The following is a 17,910-nucleotide window of genomic DNA, read 5'->3' as shown; positions in this document are numbered from 1 at the left end:
TGCGGACCAAACCCTAGCCGACGCCCTCAGGGGGTTCTCGAGGAGGGGTGCCTACTCACCCGGGTGGTTCGCCGATTTGGCGGCTGCGGGTGGTTTGTGGCTGTTCGCGCGGTTCCCCGCGCCCCCGGGGCCCACTGTCCCCGGGGACGTTCTAGCGTTGCCGTGTGGCCTACTTCGACGCTGCTTCCGCTGCTCCGCTGCACCCGATCGCCCGGCAGGCTCTGCTGGCCTCGCTCGACGAGGGGTGGGCGGATCCCGCGCGCCTCTACAGGGAGGGGCGGCGAGCCCGGGTGCTGTTGGACGCCGCGCGGGAGGCCGCCGCCGAGGCGGTGGGATGCCGGCCGGACGAGCTGATCTTCACCTCGTCCGGAACCCGTGCCGTGCACACGGGGATTGCCGGGGCGCTGGCCGGGCGGCGACGGGTCGGGCGTCACCTGATCGTGTCCGCGGTCGAACACTCCTCTGTACTGCATTCGGCGGAGCTCCTGGAGGCGGCCGGAGGGAGCGTCACCCAGGTCGGGGTGGACCGCACCGGGTTGGCGGATCCGGCGGCCTACGCCGCTGCCCTGCGCGAGGACACCGCGCTGGCCTGTCTCCAGTCCGCCAACCACGAGGTCGGGACCGAGCAGCCCGTCGCGGCGGTGGCCGAGGTGTGCCGGGAGGCCGGGGTGCCGTTGCTGGTGGACGCGGCGCAGTCGCTGGGGTGGGGGCCGGTGGAAGGGGACTGGTCACTGCTCGCGGGCAGTGCGCACAAATGGGGCGGCCCGTCCGGGGTCGGGCTGCTCGTCGTGCGCAAGGGCGTGCGGTTCGCCGCGCAAGGTCCGGTGGACGAGCGGGAGTCGGGGCGGGCGCCCGGTTTCGAGAACATCCCGGCGATCGTGGCGGCGGCCGCGTCGCTGCGGGCCGTACGGGCGGAGGCGGCCGAGGAGGCGGCGCGGCTGCGGGAGCTGACGGAGCGGATCCGGGCACGGGTGCCGCGACTGGTCCCCGACGTCGAGGTGGTGGGCCATCCGGTGCGCCGGCTGCCCGGGGTCGTCACCTTCTCCTGCCTCTACGTCGACGGCGAGGCGCTCCTGCACGAGCTGGACCGCGAGGATTTCTCCGTCTCGTCCGGATCGTCCTGCACGAGCAGCACGCTGACGCCGAGCCATGTGCTGCGGGCCATGGGCGCGCTGAGTGAGGGAAACGTGCGGGTTTCGCTGCCGCCGGGGGTGGCCGAGGAGGAAGTGGAGAGATTCCTGGCCGTCCTTCCCGGGACCGTGGCGGCGGTCCGGGAGAAGCTGGGCGCGCCGGTCGCCTCCGCGGTCGCCCGCGAGGAGGACGTCCTGGTCGTGGACTCCCTCGGCAAGCGCTGCCCGATTCCGGTGATCGAGCTGGCGAAGGTCATCGGCGATGTGCCGGTGGGCGGGCTGGTGCGGGTCCTGTCCGACGACGAGGCGGCCCGGCTGGACATTCCCGCGTGGTGCGAGATGCGGGGTCAGGAGTACGTCGGGGAGGAGACGGCGGACCGGGGTACCGCCTATCTGGTCCGCCGGGTGGGCTGACCGGCCCGACGGGACGCGGGGGACTGTGCGACCGGCCCCCGCGCGCCCGCGCACGGACGACGGTCAGGACAGATGCGCCTGCACCTCCGCCGCCGCCTCGTCCCCGTAGGCCTTGGTGAACCGCTCCATGAAGTGCCCGCGACGCAGCTGGTACTCCTGCGTCCCCACCGTCTCGATGACGAGCGTCGCCAGCATGCACCCGACCTGCGCGGCACGCTCCAGGGAGACGCCCCACGCCAGACCCGAGAGGAAGCCGGCGCGGAAGGCGTCGCCGACGCCCGTGGGGTCGGCCTTGCGCTCCTCGTCGGGCGTGCCGACCTCGATCGGGTCCTCGCCGGTCCGCTCGATGCGTACGCCGCGGGCGCCGAGGGTGGTGACCCGGTGGCCCACCCGGGAGAGGATCTCGGCGTCGCTCCAGCCGGTCTTGGTCTCGATGAGGCCCTTCTCGTACTCGTTGGAGAAGAGGTACGTCGCCCCGTCCAGCAGGATGCGGATCTCCTCGCCGTCCATCCGGGCGATCTGCTGGGAGAAGTCCGCGGCGAACGGGATGTTCCGGGAGCGGCACTCCTCGGTGTGGCGGAGCATGGCCTCCGGGTCGTCGGCACCGATGGAGACCAGGTCGAGACCGCCGACGCGGTCGGCGACGGTCTTGAGCTCGATGAGGCGGGCCTCGCTCATGGCACCGGTGTAGAAGGAGCCGATCTGGTTGTGGTCGGCGTCCGTCGTGCACACGAAGCGGGCGGTGTGCAGCGTGTCGGAGATGCGGACGGAGTCGGTGTCCACGCCGTGCCGCTCCAGCCAGGCCCGGTACTCGTCGAAGTCCGCGCCCGCGGCGCCGACCAGGATCGGGCGGGTGCCGAGCTGTCCCATGCCGAACGCGATGTTCGCGGCGACGCCGCCGCGGCGGACGTCGAGCTTGTCGACCAGGAACGACAGCGAGACCGTGTGCAGCTGGTCCGCTACGAGCTGGTCGGCGAAGCGGCCGGGGAAGGTCATGAGGTGGTCGGTGGCGATGGAGCCGGAGACTGCGATGCGCACGGCGTGGACTCTCCTGAGGGAGGCGGACCTTGACGGTTCACGCTATCGGGTGGGCGGGGCGGCTCTGAAGGCATCGAAACTACCCGATAGTAGATCTTTCTCCGTGAGCTCGACCGTGCGTACGGTGCCGTTATGACGAACCTCAAGTTCCACATGCCCGTTCCGGTCGATCTGGAAGGCGAACTGGCGTCGCTGCCGGGCGACGGGGCACGGATGGCTCCGCACTGGGCGGTCCCCGACCGGGTCGCCTCCCGGCCGGTCTCCCCCGCCCTGATCCACGGCGTGTCCGTACCCCCGGCTTCCGCACGGCTGCTCGACGCCATGGAGGACTACGGCGACTGAACGGCGCATTCGCGGGAACCGTGTGCTCCCCCGCTGCGTCCCATCGCTGTCCCCCGTAAAGGGGAGGCGGGATACGACCCACCAGCGGGCCCGTAGGTGACGGGCCGGGTCCCATGGGACAGCTGTGCAGCCGAAGGAGCGATGCGGTGAACACCGAGCGACCCGACAAGGACGACGACGCCAGGGAAGCGGCCGGCGCGACCACCGGCGCCCCGGAGGCCGAACAGCCGGGTACGGCGGATGCCGGTACCTCGGCGCGGGCCGAGGCGTCGGCCGACGGCGAGGTGTCGCCGGGTACCGCCGGGTCTGCCGAGGCCACCGGGTCTGCCGAGGCCACCGGCGCCCCCGATGGCGGGCAGCGCGCCGCGGAGGCCGAGACGACGGAGGGCGACGAGCCCGAGGCGGCGGCCCCGGAGGCCGTCCAGCACGGGGCGCCGGAAGCCGCGCAGACGGATGAACATGGTGCGCAGGCGGACGAACGCGGCGCGCGGGAGGCCGCGCGGGCGGACGGGCACGGGGCGCAAGCCGCGCAGGCGGACGCGCCCGAAGACCGGCAGGCCGGCGACGAGCGGGCCACGGCGACCGGGGCCCGGGAAGCCGGTGCCGAGTCGGCCCCGGATCGCGAACCCGCCGCCGAAGGCGCGGGAGCCGAAAACCCGGGAGCCGAAAACCCGGGCATCGAGGAGGCCCACCCCGTCCCGGTACCAGGACCGGGATCGGGATCGGGATCGGGATCGGGACCGGCCCACGGCGCCACCGCGGAGGACACCGGTGCCGGGGCAGCCCGCCCTCGTGCCACAGCGGCACCGGGTGACGACCTGGTCCAGCACGCAGGGGGCCGTCCCCGTACGCCCGCGATCATCGCCTCCGTCGCCGCCGCCGTGCTGCTGATCGGTGGGGGCGGGGCCTGGCTCGCCTCCAACGCGTCCGGTGGGGCGGGCGGCGGTACGACCTCCGGTGCGCCCGGCGGGGACGGCACTCCCCCGCCGCTCGCGCTCGACGGGTACTCGGAGTCCGGGGCGGACAGCGGGGACGGCATCGCGCCCGGCGAGCCCAACCCGTACGGCGTCACCTACCGGGCCGACGGCACGCTGCCGGACGGTCCGGGCAAGGCGGCGGTGTACCGGGCGCGGGGCGAGGTGAGCAGGGAGGACGTGGCCCGGCTGGCGAGGGCCCTCGGGGTCGACGGGGCGCCGGTGGCGCAGGGCGAGGCCTGGAGGATCGGGGGTAAGGACGGGTCCGGGCCGAGCCTCCAGGTGGACAGGCGGGCGCCCGGGGCCTGGACGTTCAGCCGGTACGCCCCGGGCACCGACAACTGCAAGGGCACCGACACCTGCACCGCTCCGCGGCCGGGGGGCACACCGGTGAGCGAGGAGGTGGCCGAGAAGGCCGCCGCGCCCGTGCTGAAGGCCGTGGGCCAGGACGACGCGAAGCTCGACGCGAGCCAGGTCATGGGGGCTCAGCGGGTGGTGAACGCCGCCCCCGAGATCGGCGGACTGCCCACGTACGGCTGGACGACCGGCATCACGGTCGGCTCGGACGGGGAGGTCGTCGGCGGCAGCGGTCGGCTCGAGGCGCCGGTGAAGGGCGACACCTACCCCGTGGTCAGCGCCGGGAAGGCACTGGAGCTGATGAACGGACAGCCGGAGGACGATCCCCGGACGGGCATCGGCGGCTGCGCCTCCCCGGTGCCGCACAAGGACCGGCTGGAGGAGCCCTGCGAGCAGTCGGCGAGCGGCGCTCCGAAGCGGGACGCGGTCACGGTCGGGAACGCGGTGTTCGGACTGGCCGCGCACGTCGTGGACGGACGGCAGGCGCTGGTGCCGTCCTGGCTGTTCGAGGTGACGGCACCGGGCGCGAAGGACCCGTTCACCGTGACGTACCCGGCGGTGGAGCCGAAGTACCTCGTCTCCCCGGGGACGGAGACGGACGGGCCCGGCGACCGGCCGACATCGGCTCCCGGTCCTCGCGAGGTGAAGGTGAACGGCTACCGGGCCGAGGGCTCGGAGCTGACGGTGACCTTCACGGGCGGGGTGTGCTCCGACTACGACGTGAAGGCGAGCGAGAAGGGCGACGAGGTGACGGTCACCGTGACGTCGACCCCGTGGCCGAACAAGGTCTGCATCCTGATCGCCAAGGGGTTCCAGAAGACCGTGCAGCTGGACGAGCCGCTCGGTGACCGGGCCGTGGTGAACGCGGACGGCAAGGCGATCCCGCTGGCCAAGGAGGGCCCACGGCTGCCGGCTCCCCCGACGCGGGAGCGGTAGGAACCGCCGTACAGCGCGAAGGCGGCGGCCCCGTCGGAGGGGGCCGCCGCCTTCGTCGTGTGCGCGGTCGCCGCCGGCGGCCCGGCAGGCTCAGCTGAAGGAGTCGCCGCAGGCGCAGGAGCCCGTCGCGTTCGGGTTGTCGATCGTGAAGCCCTGCTTCTCGATGGTGTCCACGAAGTCGATCGTGGCACCACCCAGGTACGGGGCGCTCATGCGGTCGGTGACGACCTTCACACCGCCGAAGTCCTTCTCCACGTCGCCGTCGAGGGCGCGCTCGTCGAAGAAGAGCTGGTAGCGCAGGCCGGAGCAGCCGCCGGGCTGGACGGCGACACGCAGCGCGAGGTCTTCGCGGCCTTCCTGGTCGAGCAGCGCCTTGACCTTGGACGCGGCGGCGTCGGTCAGGATGATGCCGTCGGTGACGGTGCTGGTCTCGTCCGATACGGACATCTACATCTCTCCCGGGTTGTACGGAGACTGCTTGCCGACGGTTCCAACCGGCGGGGCCTCGGATTCATTCCGGGGCCGGGCGCTCGATCTCGGCTTCTTTTCATGCTCGCACACGCACCGGCAACCGGAAAACGGCTCTTTCCGGGTCTTTGCGGGAATGAACGGCGGCTCGCCGGGATTCACGTCACACCGACGCTATGGCCATCGTCAAAGTGACGTGAAGCGGTTATGATAGATAGCGTCAAATCGACGAAAAGTCGCAGAAACAGAAAGGGTGCGTGCCGTGACCACCGCCCAGACCCAGGACCTCGACGTACAGCCGACGCCCCTCGCCCTGCTGCTCCTCGGCCGTGAGGCCGACCCGAGGAGCGAGCGCGGTGTGGAGTGTCCCGGCGACCTGCCCTCGCCGTCCGACCCGGACCTGGTGGAGCGCGCCCGCAAGGCGAAGGAGAAGCTCGGGGACAAGGTCTTCGTACTCGGCCACCACTACCAGCGCGACGAGGTCATCCAGTTCGCCGACGTGACCGGTGACTCGTTCAAGCTGGCCCGGGACGCGGCCGCCCGCCCGGAGGCCGAGTACATCGTCTTCTGCGGCGTGCACTTCATGGCGGAGTCGGCGGACATCCTGACGTCCGACGACCAGAAGGTCGTGCTGCCCGACCTCGCCGCCGGCTGCTCGATGGCCGACATGGCGACGGCCGAGCAGGTCGCCGAGTGCTGGGACGTGCTGACCGAGGCCGGTATAGCCGAGCAGGTCGTGCCCGTCTCGTACATGAACTCCTCCGCCGACATCAAGGCGTTCACGGGCAAGCACGGCGGCACGATCTGCACCTCCTCCAACGCCAAGCGCGCCCTGGACTGGGCCTTCGAGCAGGGGGAGCCCTCCACCACCAAGGTCCTCTTCCTCCCGGACCAGCACCTGGGCCGCAACACGGCCGTGCGGGACATGGGCATGTCCCTGGAGGACTGCGTCCTCTACAACCCGCACAAGCCGAACGGCGGTCTGACGGCCGAGGAGCTGCGCGCGGCGAAGATGATCCTGTGGCGCGGCCACTGCTCGGTGCACGGCCGCTTCAGCCTGGACTCGGTGAACGACGTCCGCGAGCGCATCCCGGGCGTGAACGTCCTGGTCCACCCCGAGTGCCGGCACGAGGTCGTGGCCGCGGCGGACTACGTCGGCTCGACGGAGTACATCATCAAGACCCTGGAGGCCGCGCCGGCCGGCTCCAAGTGGGCCATCGGCACGGAGCTGAACCTGGTGCGCCGCCTGGCGAACCGTTTCGCGCCCGAGGGCAAGGAGATCGTCTTCCTCGACAAGACGGTCTGCTTCTGCTCGACCATGAACCGCATCGATCTCCCCCACCTGGTCTGGGCCCTGGAGTCCCTGGCCGAGGGCAACCTCGTCAACCGCATCGAGGTGGACCAGGAGACGGAGGCGTTCGCGAAGCTGGCCCTGGAGCGGATGCTGGCGCTGCCGTAGCCCCGGTCCCGCCCCTCGTCACCCCGAGCGCGGTTTCCGCTCGGGGTGCGCGGGGTCGAGGCTGAAGACGCTGCCGCCGGGGGTGGCCGCGACCAGGGCGCCTTCCAGGAGCCGCACCCGGGTGGCGCCCCAGTCGGTGGCGTTGCTCTGGGCCCGCGGCTGCGTCTCCCACAGCAGCGTGCCCTTCCTCGCGTCCAGCGCCCCGACGCGGCCGCTGTCGCTGGCGAGGTACACGGTCCGGGTGCGCGGGTCGTAGGTGGCCTCGCTCGGCTGTTCCAGGCTGGTCGGGGTCTGCCACAGCGGCCTGCCCGTGCGGGCCGACACGGCGGTGACCCGTCCGCTGGAGGTGGCGAACCACAGAGTGCCGTCCGCCAGCGTCACCTCGCCCTCGTACTCCTCGGCCAGCTCCGTCGTGCTCTGCGCGCCTGTGCCGGGGTCCACCAGCCGGATCGCCGCATACGGCGCGTCCTCCCCCACGAGGGTGTTCCCGTCCTGGTCCTGGGTCGGGTCCAGGAACAGGAGCCGGCCGTCGTGGGCGCCGAGCAGCCCCGCCTCGCTCGGTACCCGAAGCCGGCGCGCCGGGCCGTCGGCCGGGTGCAGTTCCATGACGAGGCCGTCCTCCCCGCCCGCCTCCGAGCCGCACCACAGGTACAGGGTCCCGGCAGCCTCCGTGATCCCGCAGAAGTGCTTCGCGGGCAGCCGTTCCGTCCAGCGTGCGGCGCCGGTGCGGACCGAGCGGGCCGTCACCGAGGTGCCGTCGCCCTCCGGGATCACGACGATGCCGCCGGAGAGGGCCACCTCGGTCCACTCGTCGTTCACCGCGCGATCCCAGAGCCGGTCACCGGTCCCGGTGTCGAAGGCGAAGACCCGGGTCGCCCCTTCACCCGGGAGCTCCTGCCGCACCAGGACCGTGTCGTCCCGGACGCCGAGGATCACGAACCTGGAGAAGTCGTCACCGGTGACGGACGCCACCGGGCCGGAGCGCCAGACGGTCTCACCCGTCCTCCCGTCCAGGCGGACCGGGAGGATCCCGTCGCCCGCGCAGTAGACGGCCCCCTCGTACGCCCGGCACTCCGGCCCGCCCCGCGACCCGCCGGCCTGCGGCTGCCGCACCTCCCGCACACCGCGCCCGGCCGTCTCGTACACGGTCGTCTGCCAGGGCTTCCAGCCGGCCGGTGGCGCCGCCCACCGAGAGTTCGCGGACGGTGAGGTGCCCGGCCGCTCGGTGCTCAGCGCCCGGCCGGGGCCGAGCGTCAGATAGGCCGTCAGGGCGAGGGCGACGGCGCCGACCGTGCCCGTCGCGGCGAGCAGCGGGCGGACGCGACGGCGGGGGCGGAGTGCGCCCGGCAGGTCGGCCACGGTCGCGGGGTGGACGGGCTCGACGGCCGGGAGCCGGTCCGCGCGCAGGGGCACGGTGGCCGGCTCGGGCAGGATGGCCACCAGCTCCCGGGCCAGTTCGTCGAGTCCGGGCCGGTCCGCGGGCTCCTTGGACAGGCAGCGCCCCAGCAGCCCGCGCAGCGGCGCGCCGACGCCGTCCAGCACGGGTTCGTCGTGCACTACGCGGTACGCCGTCAGATAAGGGCTGTCCGCGTCGAAGGGGCCGCGTCCGGTGACGGCGTACACCAGCAGCGCCCCCAGGGAGAAGACGTCCGACGCCGGACCGACCGCGCGGGCGTCGACGAGCTGTTCGGGGGACATGAAGGGCGGTGTGCCGATCATCTGGCCGGTCTCGGTCAGCGTCTGGTGGTTCTCCGCCGCGCGGGAGATGCCGAAGTCGATGACCCGCGGGCCGTCTTCGGCCAGCAGGACGTTGGCCGGCTTCAGGTCCCGGTGCACGACCCCCGCCCGGTGGATGTCGCGCAGGGCCTCCACCAGGCCCAGGGCCAGCCCGCGCAGTTCGGCGTCCGGCAGGGCGCCCCGGTCGCGGATCCGCCGGGCGAGCGAGGGCCCGGGCACGTACTGGGTGGCCATCCAGGGCCGGGCCGCCTCGGGGTCCGCGTCCAGGACCGGTGCCGTGAAGGCTCCGCTGACCTTGCGGACCGCCGCGATCTCCTGCCGGAACCGGGCGCGGAAGACGGCGTCCGCCGCGTACTGGGCGTGCACGACCTTGATGGCCACCTCACGGCCCGAACGCGCCCTGGCCCGGTAGACGACGCCCATGCCCCCGGCCCCGAGCCGGTCGAGCAGCCGGTGGCCGCCGACCGACTTCGGGTCGTCGCTGTGCAGCGGCACGCCCGGATCCCCCTCCCCCGTTGAGCGGTTCGAGATCACAGGATACGGAACGCGTGCACGGGCGGCCGGGCACCGGCCCGCGGGTCCGGTGCCCGGCCGCCGCCGGATCAGGCCGTCAGACGTTCGCGGGCTCCGGCTCCGGCGCGTCCGTCCGCTCGGCGGGCAGGCCCCTCTTCGCCGCCCGCTTCCTCGCCCGGCGCTCCCTGCGGAGTTCGACCATCGCGTAGAGCGTCGGCACCAGCAGCAGGGTGAGCAGCGTCGACGTCACCAGGCCGCCGATGACGACCACGGCCAGCGGCTGGGCGATGAAGCCGCCCTCGCCGGTGATGCCGAGGGCCATGGGCAGCAGGGCGAAGATCGTCGCCAGGGCGGTCATGAGGATCGGGCGCAGCCGGTGCCGGCCGCCCTCGATCACGGCCTCGACGACGCCGTGGCCCTGCCGGCGGTACTGGTTGATCAGGTCGATCAGCACGATCGCGTTCGTCACCACGATGCCGATCAGCATCAGCATGCCGATCATCGCCGGGACGCCCATCGGGGTGCCGGTGGCGATCAGCAGGCCGATCGCGCCGGTCGCGGCGAACGGGATGGAGACGAGCAGGATCAGCGGCTGGATCAGGGACCGGAAGGTGCCCACCAGCAGCATGAAGACGATCGCGATGGCCGCCAGCATCGCCAGGCCCAGGTTGGCGAACGCCTCGTCCTGGTCCTCGGAGACGCCGCCGATGGACGCCGTCGCGCCGTCGGGGAGCTTCAGCGCGTCGATCTCGGACTGGAGCCGGGTGCTGACCGCGCCGGTGTTGTCGCCGGTCGGCTTCGCGGTGATGGTGGCCGCGCGCTGCCCGTCGATGCGGGTCATGGAGACCGGGCCGTCGACCAGCTTGACGGTGGCGATGTCACCGAGCTTCACCGTGCCGCCCAGGCGCAGGTCCTGAAGCTGCTTCAGGGTCGTGGCGGGCTTCGCCGAGCGGATGACGACGTCGCGCTCGGTGTCGTCCAGGGTCGCCTTGGCCGCGGTGGTGCCGCGAACGGCCTGGGCGACGGCCGCTCCGAGCGTCTGGTCGTTGAAACCGGCCGCGGCCGCCTTGTCGCCGGCCGTGACCGAGATGCGGGGCACGCTGGTCGCCAGGTCGCTGCTGACGTCCGTGACGTCGTCGAGGGAGGCGACCGTCTTGCGGACCTCCTCGGCGGCCGTGCGCAGGACGTCGGCGTCGGCGGCCTTGACGACCACGCTGAGGTCCTGGCTGCCGAAGCCGTCACCGGCGGCGACGGTGGTCGTACCGATGCCCTTCAGCCCGGCCAGGCCCTTCTCGATGCTGCTCTGGACGTCCTCGTAGGACGCCGAGCCCTCCAGCATCACCTGGTAGGAGGCCTGGTTGGTGTCGGTGCCGCCGCCGAAGGCCGCCATGAAGCCGGACGAGCCGACCGTGACCTGGTAGTCCTTCACGCCCTCGGTGCGGGCGAGCAGCTTCTCGACCTTCTTCGCCTGGGCGTCGGTCGCGGCCAGGCTGGTGCCGGGCTTCAGCTCCTGCCTGACGGTGAGGACCTCCTGCTCGCCCTGGTCGAAGAAGTTCGTCTTCAGCAGCGGCGCCATGCCGAAGGTGCCGACCAGGACGACGAGGGCGATGGCCACGCTGGTGAGGCGGCGGCGGGTCGCGAAGCGCAGGACGGGGACGTAGATGCGCTGGAGGCGGCTCTCGGCCTCCTTCTCCTCGGCCAGCCGGCGTGCCTCGGCCGCGTCCTCGGGGGTGCCCTTGGGCGGGCGCAGGAACCAGTACGACAGGACCGGCACGACCGTCAGGGAGACGAGGAGGGACGCCAGCAGGGCGGCCGTCACGGTGAGGCTGAACGAGCCGAACAGTTCGCCCACCATGCCGCCGACCAGGCCGATCGGCAGGAACACCGCGACCGTGGTGAGCGTCGAGGACGTCACCGCGCCGGCCACCTCGCGGACGGCGGTGAGGATGGCCGAGTGGCGCTCCTCGCCGTAGCCGAGGTGGCGCTTGATGTTCTCCAGGACCACGATCGAGTCGTCGACGACCCGGCCGATGGCGATGGTCAGGGCGCCCAGCGTGAGGACGTTCAGCGACAGGTCGCGCGTCCAGAGCACGATCAGGGCGAGCACCACGGACAGCGGGATGGACACCGCGGTCACGAGGGTCGAGCGGATCGAGGCCAGGAAGACCAGGATCACCAGGACCGCGAAGAGCAGACCGAGCGCGCCCTCGGTGGTCAGGCCCTTGATGGACTTCGACACGGCCGGGCCCTGGTCGCTGACGATCGTGAGGTTCGCGCCGGACCCGAGGTCCTCGCGCAGGTCCGGGAGCTTGTCCCGGACGGCGTCGGAGATGGCGACCGCGCTGCCGTCGCGGTCCATGGTGACGGCGACGGCGAGGCTGGGCCTGCCGTCGGTGCGGGTGATGGAGTCGGCCGTGGCCTCCTGCTGCTTCACCGTGGCCACGTCACCGAGGCGCACCGGCTTGCCCTTGGCGCCGGGCTCGCCCGGGACCATCAGGTCCTGGATCTGCCGCAGCGAAGTGAGACCGCCGCCGACCCGGACCGTGCGGTTGGCGCCGCCCTCGTCGAAGGAGCCGGCCGGGACGGTCGCGCCGCCCGCCTGGAGCGCCTGGGCGAGGGACTGCGAGGTCAGACCCGCCTTGGCGAGCTCGGCGTCGTCGGGTGTGACGGTGACCTGGAGGTCGCGCACACCGTCGACGGTGACCTGGCCGACGCCGTCGATGCTCTTCAGCTCCGGCACGACGGTCTGGTCGAGCTGGTCGGCCAGGGCCTGCTGGTCCCGGCCGGAGGTGACGGCGAGGACGACGGTCGGCATGTCGTCCGTGGAACCGGCGACGACTTGCGGGTCTACGTCGTCCGGGAGCTGGACGCGGGCCCGGTTGACGGCCTGCTGGACGTCGGCGACGAGCTGCTTGGTGTCGTTGCCGTAGTCGAAGGACGCCATGATCACGGCGTTGCCCTCGCTGGCGGTGGAGGTGACGCCGCTGATGCCGTCGACGGCTTCGAGGGTGTCCTCGAGGGGTTCGACGACCTGCTTCTCGACCACGTCCGGTGACGCGCCCTGGTACGGCGCCAGCACGGACACCACGGGCAGTTCGATGGTGGGCAGCAGCTGCTGCTTGAGCTGGGGTATCGCGATCGCCCCGAAGACGAGCGCGATGATCGACATCAGCCCGATCAAGGCCCGTTGCGCGAGGCTGAACCTGGACAGCCAGGACATGGGTGAGGGTCTCTCTTCTGTTTGGCGGCAGAAGCGGCAGCGGACGCGCGGAAGAGCGCCCGCCCCTACACCCTGGGCCATGGGGGAACGGGGTTTCGTAGGCCCCAGGTCCATTTCCTTATGCGGCGCATACTCCCGCCGCAGTACGCCCGGGTCGGGCCTACTCCACCCTCGGACGGACCAGGCCCGACTCGTACGCGGTGACCACGAGCTGAGCCCGGTCCCGGGCTCCGAGCTTGGCCATGGCCCGGTTGACGTGCGTCTTCACCGTCAGCGGGCTGACTTCGAGGCGCTCGGCGATCTCGTCGTTGGAGTGCCCGCCGGCGACCTGCACGAGAACTTCGCGCTCGCGGACGGTGAGCGAGTCGAGCCGTTGGCCGCGGGCCGGGTCGCGCTCGTCGTCGGCCGGGTCCCGTGTGGCGAGGAACCGGGCGATCAGGCCCGTGGTGGCCGCCGGGGAGAGCAGGGCCTGGCCGCCGGCCGCGATACGGATGGCGTTCAGGAGTTCCTCGGGCTCGGAGCCCTTCCCGAGGAAGCCGGACGCTCCCGCGCGCAGCGACCGCACGACGTAGTCGTCGACCTCAAACGTCGTCAGGATCACCACCCGGACCTCGGCGAGGGCGGGGTCGGCGCTGATCATGCGGGTCGCGGCGAGGCCGTCGGTGCCGGGCATGCGGATGTCCATGAGGACGACGTCCGCGCGCCGCTCCTTCGCCAGCCGCACCGCCTCGGCGCCGTCGGAGGCCTCGCCGACCACCTCCATGTCGGGCTCGGAGTCGACGAGCACGCGGAAGGCGCTGCGCAGCAGCGCCTGGTCGTCGGCGAGCAGGACACGGATGGTCATGCGGGGTCCTCCCCGGTGGGTGTGCGGTTCTTGACCGGCAGGATGGCATGGACGCGGAAGCCGCCGCCGTAGCGGGGACCGGTGGTGAGGGTGCCGCGCAGGGCGCTGACGCGCTCGCGCATGCCGAGCAGTCCGTGGCCGCCGCCGCTGTGCCGGTTCTCGTTCTCGCCGCTGCCGTCGTCGAGCACGGTGATCTCGATGTTCGGTCCGACGCGTACGACGCTGACCTCCGCCTTGGCCCGGGGCCCGGCGTGCTTCTGCACGTTGGTGAGAGCCTCCTGGATGATCCGGTAGGCGGCCAGGTCGACGGCCGCGGGGAGGGTGGTGCCCCCCTGGTCGGCGCGGGCGACCTCGATGTGCAGGCCGGCACTGCGGAAGGTGCCGGTGAGTTCGTCGAGGCGGTCCAGGCCCGGGGCGGGTTCGGTCGGGGCCTCCGGGTCGCCGGACTGCCGCAGCAGGCCCACGGTGGCGCGAAGCTCGTTGAGGGCGGAGCGGCTGGCCTCGCGGACGTGCGCGAGTGCCTCCTTGGCCTGGTCGGGGCGCTTGTCCATGACATGGGCGGCGACTCCGGCCTGGACGTTGACCAGGGCGATGTGGTGGGCGACGACGTCGTGCAGGTCCCGGGCGATGCGCAGGCGCTCCTCGGCCACCCGGCGGCGGGCCTCCTCCTCACGGGTGCGCTCGGCCCGTTCGGCGCGCTCCCGGATGGCCTGGACGAAGGCGCGGCGGCTGCGGACGGCGTCGCCGGCGGTGGCACCGATACCGGTCCAGGCGAAGATCGCGAGGTTTTCCTGGGCGTACCAGGGCAGGGAACCGGCCGACATGGCGGCGCCGGTCAGCACGGTCATGGTGAGCAGGCCGACGCGCCAGGTGGTGGGGCGGTCGGTGGTGGAGGCGACGGTGTACAGGGCGACGACGGCGGACATGGCGACGGGGGCGCGGGGATCGCCGGTGACCGACTCGACCACGGAGACGGCGCCGGTGAGGGCGAGGACCGTCATCGGGGCCCGGCGGCGGAAGACCAGGGCGGCGGCGCCGAGGGCCATGAGGACGAGGCTGAGGGTGTCGGGGGTGCGCAGGGCCCAGCTGACGCTGTCTTGGTGCCGGGGCTCCACGAACGAACCGGCGACCATGCAGAGAAGGACGGAGGTGGCCAGGACCGCGTCCATGGCCAGGGGATGCGCCTTGGCCCGGCATCGGGCCCGCGCGAGAGTGCTCACGGCTGTCCACGGTAGCCGGACCGGGGCCGCGCCCCCAGTCCCTCCTCGGCCCGGCCACGGGGTGCGGCACTCAGCCCGGGATCAGACCGTCGTCGCTCAGGAACTCCCTGACGTCCTCCAGCGTGGCGTCCGGAGAGGGCAGGATCAGTTCCGAAGGCTCCAGGGAGTCGTCGGGCAGGGGGTCGCCCAGGTCGCGGACCCTGGACAGGAGAGCCTGGAGGGTGCGGCGGAAGCCGGGGCCGTCGCCGTTCTCCATCTCCGCCAGGAGTTCGTCGTCCAGCTTGTTCAGCTCGGCGAGGTGGCCGTCGGCCAGGCTCACCTGGCCCTCCCCCATGATCCGTACGATCATGTCGCCCTCCTAGGCGTGGACCCCTACTGCTTGTCGAAGCGCGGAGTGTCCTGCGGCTGCTGCGGGGACTGCTGCCCGTTCGCGCCGCCTTCGATGGCCTGCTGCCCGCTGCCCGAACCGCCGGCCAGCTCGGCCTTCATGCGCTGCAGTTCCAGCTCCACATCCGTACCACCGGAGAGCCGGTCCAGCTCGGCCTGAAGGTCGTCCTTGTGCATGCCGGAGGGGTCCTCCAGGGCACCGGAGGCGAGCAGCTCGTCGATCGCGCCGGCGCGGGCCTGGAGCTGGGCCGTCTTGTCCTCGGCACGCTGAATGGCCAGGCCGACGTCGCCCATCTCCTCGGAGATGCCGGAGAAGGCCTCGCCGATCCGGGTCTGTGCCTGGGCCGCGGTGTACGTCGCCTTGATCGTCTCCTTCTTCGTGCGGAAGGCGTCGACCTTGGCCTGGAGCCGCTGGGCCGCGAGGGTGAGCTTCTCCTCCTCGCCCTGCAGCGTCGCGTGCTGGGTCTCCAGGTCGGTCACCTGCTGCTGGAGCGCGGCCCGGCGGGAGAGTGCCTCGCGGGCCAGGTCCTCACGGCCCAGCGCGAGCGCCTTGCGGCCCTGGTCCTCCAGCTTGCCCGACTGCGACTGCAACTGGTTCAGCTGGAGTTCCAGACGTTTGCGGGAGGTCGCCACGTCGGCGACGCCGCGGCGGACCTTCTGGAGCAGCTCCAGCTGCTTCTGGTACGAGTAATCGAGGGTCTCGCGCGGGTCCTCGGCCCGGTCCAGGGCCTTGTTCGCCTTCGCGCGGAAGATCATCCCCATACGCTTCATGACACCGCTCATGGGCTTCGCGCGCCCCCTTCTGACCGACTTCGGCAGCTGCTCCTGCGACAGAACCCACAGTACGGGCCCTGCATCCATTACCGCACTGTTCGGGGACGGATGCGCTCATCCCCAAGGACGACTGCGTACGCTCCCGCTCCGGCGTAGGGAGTAGGTGATCCCCGGGGCCACCGGAGCCGTACACCCCGAGAGGCATCCGGAGACGTACGCAACGTCCCCTCTGTCCCCTTACTGACGACTGGTGTTGCCGGATCGTTCCCCGCGGGGCTGGGGTCCATGCCCCGAAGCCCTTACCCTTGGGTTTTGTGTTCCGTAGCCGTGCGAAGGATGAGAAGGCCCAGGACGCCGACAAGGCGCCGGTGACCGACTCCAGTCAGCCCCGTCACCCCGAGGCCCCCAAGGGCCGCCCCACGCCCAAGCGCAGCCAGGCCCAGTCCTCGCGCCGCAGCGTGGCCAACACGTCGATGACGCGCAAGGAGGCCGCCAAGCGACAGCGCGAGGAGCGCCGTGCCGCGATGGAGCGGCAGCGCCAGGCGCTGGCGAGCGGCGACGAGCGGTATCTGCCTGCGCGGGACAAGGGACCGGTCCGCCGGTTCGCGCGCGACTTCGTCGACTCGCGGTTCAACATCGCCGAGTTCTTCCTGCCGATGGCCGTGGTCATCCTCGTGCTGAGCATGGTGCGGGTGGCGTCGCTGCAGAACATCGCGCTGCTGCTGTGGCTCGTGGTGATCGTGCTGATCGTGCTCGACTCGTTCGCGACGGCCTTCCGTCTGAAGAAGCAGCTGAACGAGCGCTTCGCGGGTGAGAACAAGCGCGGCGCCGTCGCCTACGCCCTGATGCGCTCCCTCCAGATGCGCCGGCTCCGGCTGCCGAAGCCGCAGGTCAAACGTGGAGAGCGGCCCTGACCACGACGCCGTTCTCCGGGGGTGCGGCGCAGGCCTGGCTGGACAAGCTGGGCGGGCTGCGCGATGTCGTCCGACAGGAGCTGGTGGCCCGCCAGCTGGACGAGCAGATAGTCGGCCGGTTCCCGGTCGGTCAGCGCCTGCGGGTGCTCGACGTGGGGATGGGCCAGGGCACGCAGGCGCTGCGGCTGGCCCGGGCCGGGCACCAGGTGACCGGTCTGGAGCAGAACGCGACGATGGTCGCCGCGGCCCGGGAGTCCCTGGCCGGGGAGCCGGAGGGCATCCGGGAGCGGATGCGCGTCATCGAGGGCGACGGCCGGGACACCGGTGTGCACTTCCTGCCCGGCAGTTTCGACGTGGTGCTGTGCCACGGCGTCCTGATGTACGTCGAGGAACCCGACCCGCTGCTGGCGGGTCTCGCCCGGATGCTCGCGCCCGGCGGGCTGCTGTCCCTGCTCGTGCGCAACGGCGACGCGCTCGCGTTCCGGCCGGGCCTGTCCGGTGACTGGCCGGGGGCGCTGGCCGCCTTCGACACGGTGTCCTACCGCAACCGGCTGGGGCTCGACGTGCGCGCCGACCGGCTGAAGGACCTGACGTCGACGCTCGCGGGGATCGGGGCGCCGCTGCACGCCTGGTACGGGGTGCGGGTGTTCACCGACACGGCGGCGGACGGCGCGCAGGTCCCGGCCGACGTGGAGACGCTGGTCGCGGTGGAGGAGAAGGCCGGGCGGACGGATCCGTACCGCGGGGTGGCCGCGCTGCTGCACCTGTGCGGCGTGCGCGGCTGACACACGGACGACGCGCACGAGGGGTGGGCGGGGCCTCGGCGGGTGGGCGGGGGCCTCGGCCCCCGCCCGGGGCTCACGCCTCGGCCGCGTGCAGGCTCATCGGCCCGTAGATCTCCGCGGCGTCCTCGAACAGCCGCACCTGGTCGGCACCGCCCTCCTCGAGGGCCTTCCAGTGCTCTCCGATCCAGGACTCGGCATCCCCCTGGGTGGGGAACTCCTCCGGCGGCACCGCGGGCTGGACCTCCGTCCCGTCGGTCTTCTCGAACCGCCACGTCCATGCCGCCATGTACGCCTCCCATGTGTGTGAGCACACTGCACAGCGAAAAGCCGGATCTTGGTCCGGCTCCCGCCCCGAGCCTATGCGCTCGACCGGGTGTCCCGTCACAGGACCGCGGGTG

General features: G+C 72.2%; 15 protein-coding genes. 6 read left to right on the top strand and 9 right to left on the bottom strand.

Features of this window, described 5'->3' with window-relative positions; all coding sequences use genetic code 11:
* The first annotated feature begins 164 nt into the window (after window positions 1–164).
* Window positions 165–1,544, top strand: a complete 1,380-nt coding sequence (locus QNO09_RS09265) for a cysteine desulfurase/sulfurtransferase TusA family protein (protein ID WP_283969603.1) — start codon at window positions 165–167, stop codon at window positions 1,542–1,544.
* A gap of 63 nt (window positions 1,545–1,607) precedes the next feature.
* Here the strand turns inward: QNO09_RS09265 and QNO09_RS09260 are convergent, their stop codons facing one another.
* On the bottom strand, window positions 1,608–2,582 hold the full coding sequence (locus tag QNO09_RS09260) for a carbohydrate kinase family protein (RefSeq protein ID WP_283969602.1): 975 nt from the start codon (window positions 2,580–2,582) through the stop codon (window positions 1,608–1,610).
* A gap of 132 nt (window positions 2,583–2,714) precedes the next feature.
* Here QNO09_RS09260 and QNO09_RS09255 point away from each other — a divergent pair, with 132 nt between their 5' ends.
* Together QNO09_RS09255 and QNO09_RS09250 are read left to right on the top strand one after the other, a co-directional pair.
* Window positions 2,715–2,924 (top strand): hypothetical protein, encoded by a 210-nt coding sequence (locus QNO09_RS09255; protein ID WP_283969601.1) that lies wholly within the window; start codon window positions 2,715–2,717, stop codon window positions 2,922–2,924.
* A gap of 146 nt (window positions 2,925–3,070) precedes the next feature.
* Window positions 3,071–5,191, top strand: a complete 2,121-nt coding sequence (locus QNO09_RS09250; protein WP_349636956.1) for a hypothetical protein — start codon at window positions 3,071–3,073, stop codon at window positions 5,189–5,191.
* 90 nt (window positions 5,192–5,281) lie between these two features.
* Here the strand turns inward: QNO09_RS09250 and QNO09_RS09245 are convergent, their stop codons facing one another.
* Entirely contained in the window at window positions 5,282–5,638 is a 357-nt protein-coding gene (locus QNO09_RS09245) for a HesB/IscA family protein (RefSeq protein WP_031109243.1), read from the bottom strand.
* A gap of 283 nt (window positions 5,639–5,921) precedes the next feature.
* On the opposite strand from QNO09_RS09245, the gene nadA reads away from it, so the two are divergent.
* The gene (gene nadA / locus QNO09_RS09240) at window positions 5,922–7,118 is read left to right on the top strand and encodes a quinolinate synthase NadA (RefSeq protein ID WP_283969600.1); all 1,197 of its coding nucleotides are present in this window, start codon (window positions 5,922–5,924) and stop codon (window positions 7,116–7,118) included.
* 18 nt (window positions 7,119–7,136) lie between these two features.
* Here nadA and QNO09_RS09235 read toward each other — a convergent pair whose 3' ends face one another.
* The 6 genes from QNO09_RS09235 to QNO09_RS09210 form a co-directional block, all read right to left on the bottom strand.
* Window positions 7,137–9,350, bottom strand: coding sequence for a protein kinase domain-containing protein (locus tag QNO09_RS09235; protein WP_283969599.1), 2,214 nt, complete (start codon window positions 9,348–9,350; stop codon window positions 7,137–7,139).
* A 115-nt stretch (window positions 9,351–9,465) separates the two neighbouring features.
* Window positions 9,466–12,588: an efflux RND transporter permease subunit gene (locus QNO09_RS09230; protein WP_283969598.1), complete on the bottom strand. Its 3,123-nt coding sequence runs from the start codon at window positions 12,586–12,588 to the stop codon at window positions 9,466–9,468.
* 160 nt (window positions 12,589–12,748) lie between these two features.
* Window positions 12,749–13,432, bottom strand: a complete 684-nt coding sequence (locus QNO09_RS09225) for a response regulator (RefSeq protein WP_283969597.1) — start codon at window positions 13,430–13,432, stop codon at window positions 12,749–12,751.
* On the bottom strand, window positions 13,429–14,652 hold the full coding sequence (locus tag QNO09_RS09220) for a sensor histidine kinase (protein ID WP_283969596.1): 1,224 nt from the start codon (window positions 14,650–14,652) through the stop codon (window positions 13,429–13,431). Before QNO09_RS09220 ends, QNO09_RS09225 begins: the two co-directional genes overlap by 4 nt.
* A 70-nt stretch (window positions 14,653–14,722) precedes the next feature.
* Entirely contained in the window at window positions 14,723–15,001 is a 279-nt protein-coding gene (gene pspAA, locus QNO09_RS09215) for a PspA-associated protein PspAA (RefSeq protein ID WP_283969595.1), read from the bottom strand.
* Between the two features lie 23 nt (window positions 15,002–15,024).
* Window positions 15,025–15,810, bottom strand: a complete 786-nt coding sequence (locus QNO09_RS09210; protein ID WP_283969594.1) for a PspA/IM30 family protein — start codon at window positions 15,808–15,810, stop codon at window positions 15,025–15,027.
* A 317-nt stretch (window positions 15,811–16,127) separates the two neighbouring features.
* Between QNO09_RS09210 and QNO09_RS09205 the strand changes: the two genes are divergently transcribed.
* Window positions 16,128–16,727 (top strand): DUF3043 domain-containing protein, encoded by a 600-nt coding sequence (locus tag QNO09_RS09205; RefSeq protein WP_283969593.1) that lies wholly within the window; start codon window positions 16,128–16,130, stop codon window positions 16,725–16,727.
* A gap of 83 nt (window positions 16,728–16,810) precedes the next feature.
* Window positions 16,811–17,512 (top strand): class I SAM-dependent methyltransferase, encoded by a 702-nt coding sequence (locus tag QNO09_RS09200; RefSeq protein ID WP_283969592.1) that lies wholly within the window; start codon window positions 16,811–16,813, stop codon window positions 17,510–17,512.
* Between the two features lie 73 nt (window positions 17,513–17,585).
* Here QNO09_RS09200 and QNO09_RS09195 read toward each other — a convergent pair whose 3' ends face one another.
* A complete protein-coding gene (locus tag QNO09_RS09195) occupies window positions 17,586–17,798 on the bottom strand; it encodes a hypothetical protein (RefSeq protein ID WP_283969591.1) in 213 nt (70 codons plus the stop codon).
* Window positions 17,799–17,910: the final 112 nt, after the last annotated feature.

Origin of the sequence: Streptomyces sp. 378 (assembly GCF_030124145.1) — a bacterium.
Classification (GTDB): Bacteria; Actinomycetota; Actinomycetes; order Streptomycetales; family Streptomycetaceae; genus Streptomyces.
This window is presented reverse-complemented; position numbering and strand designations above follow the sequence as displayed.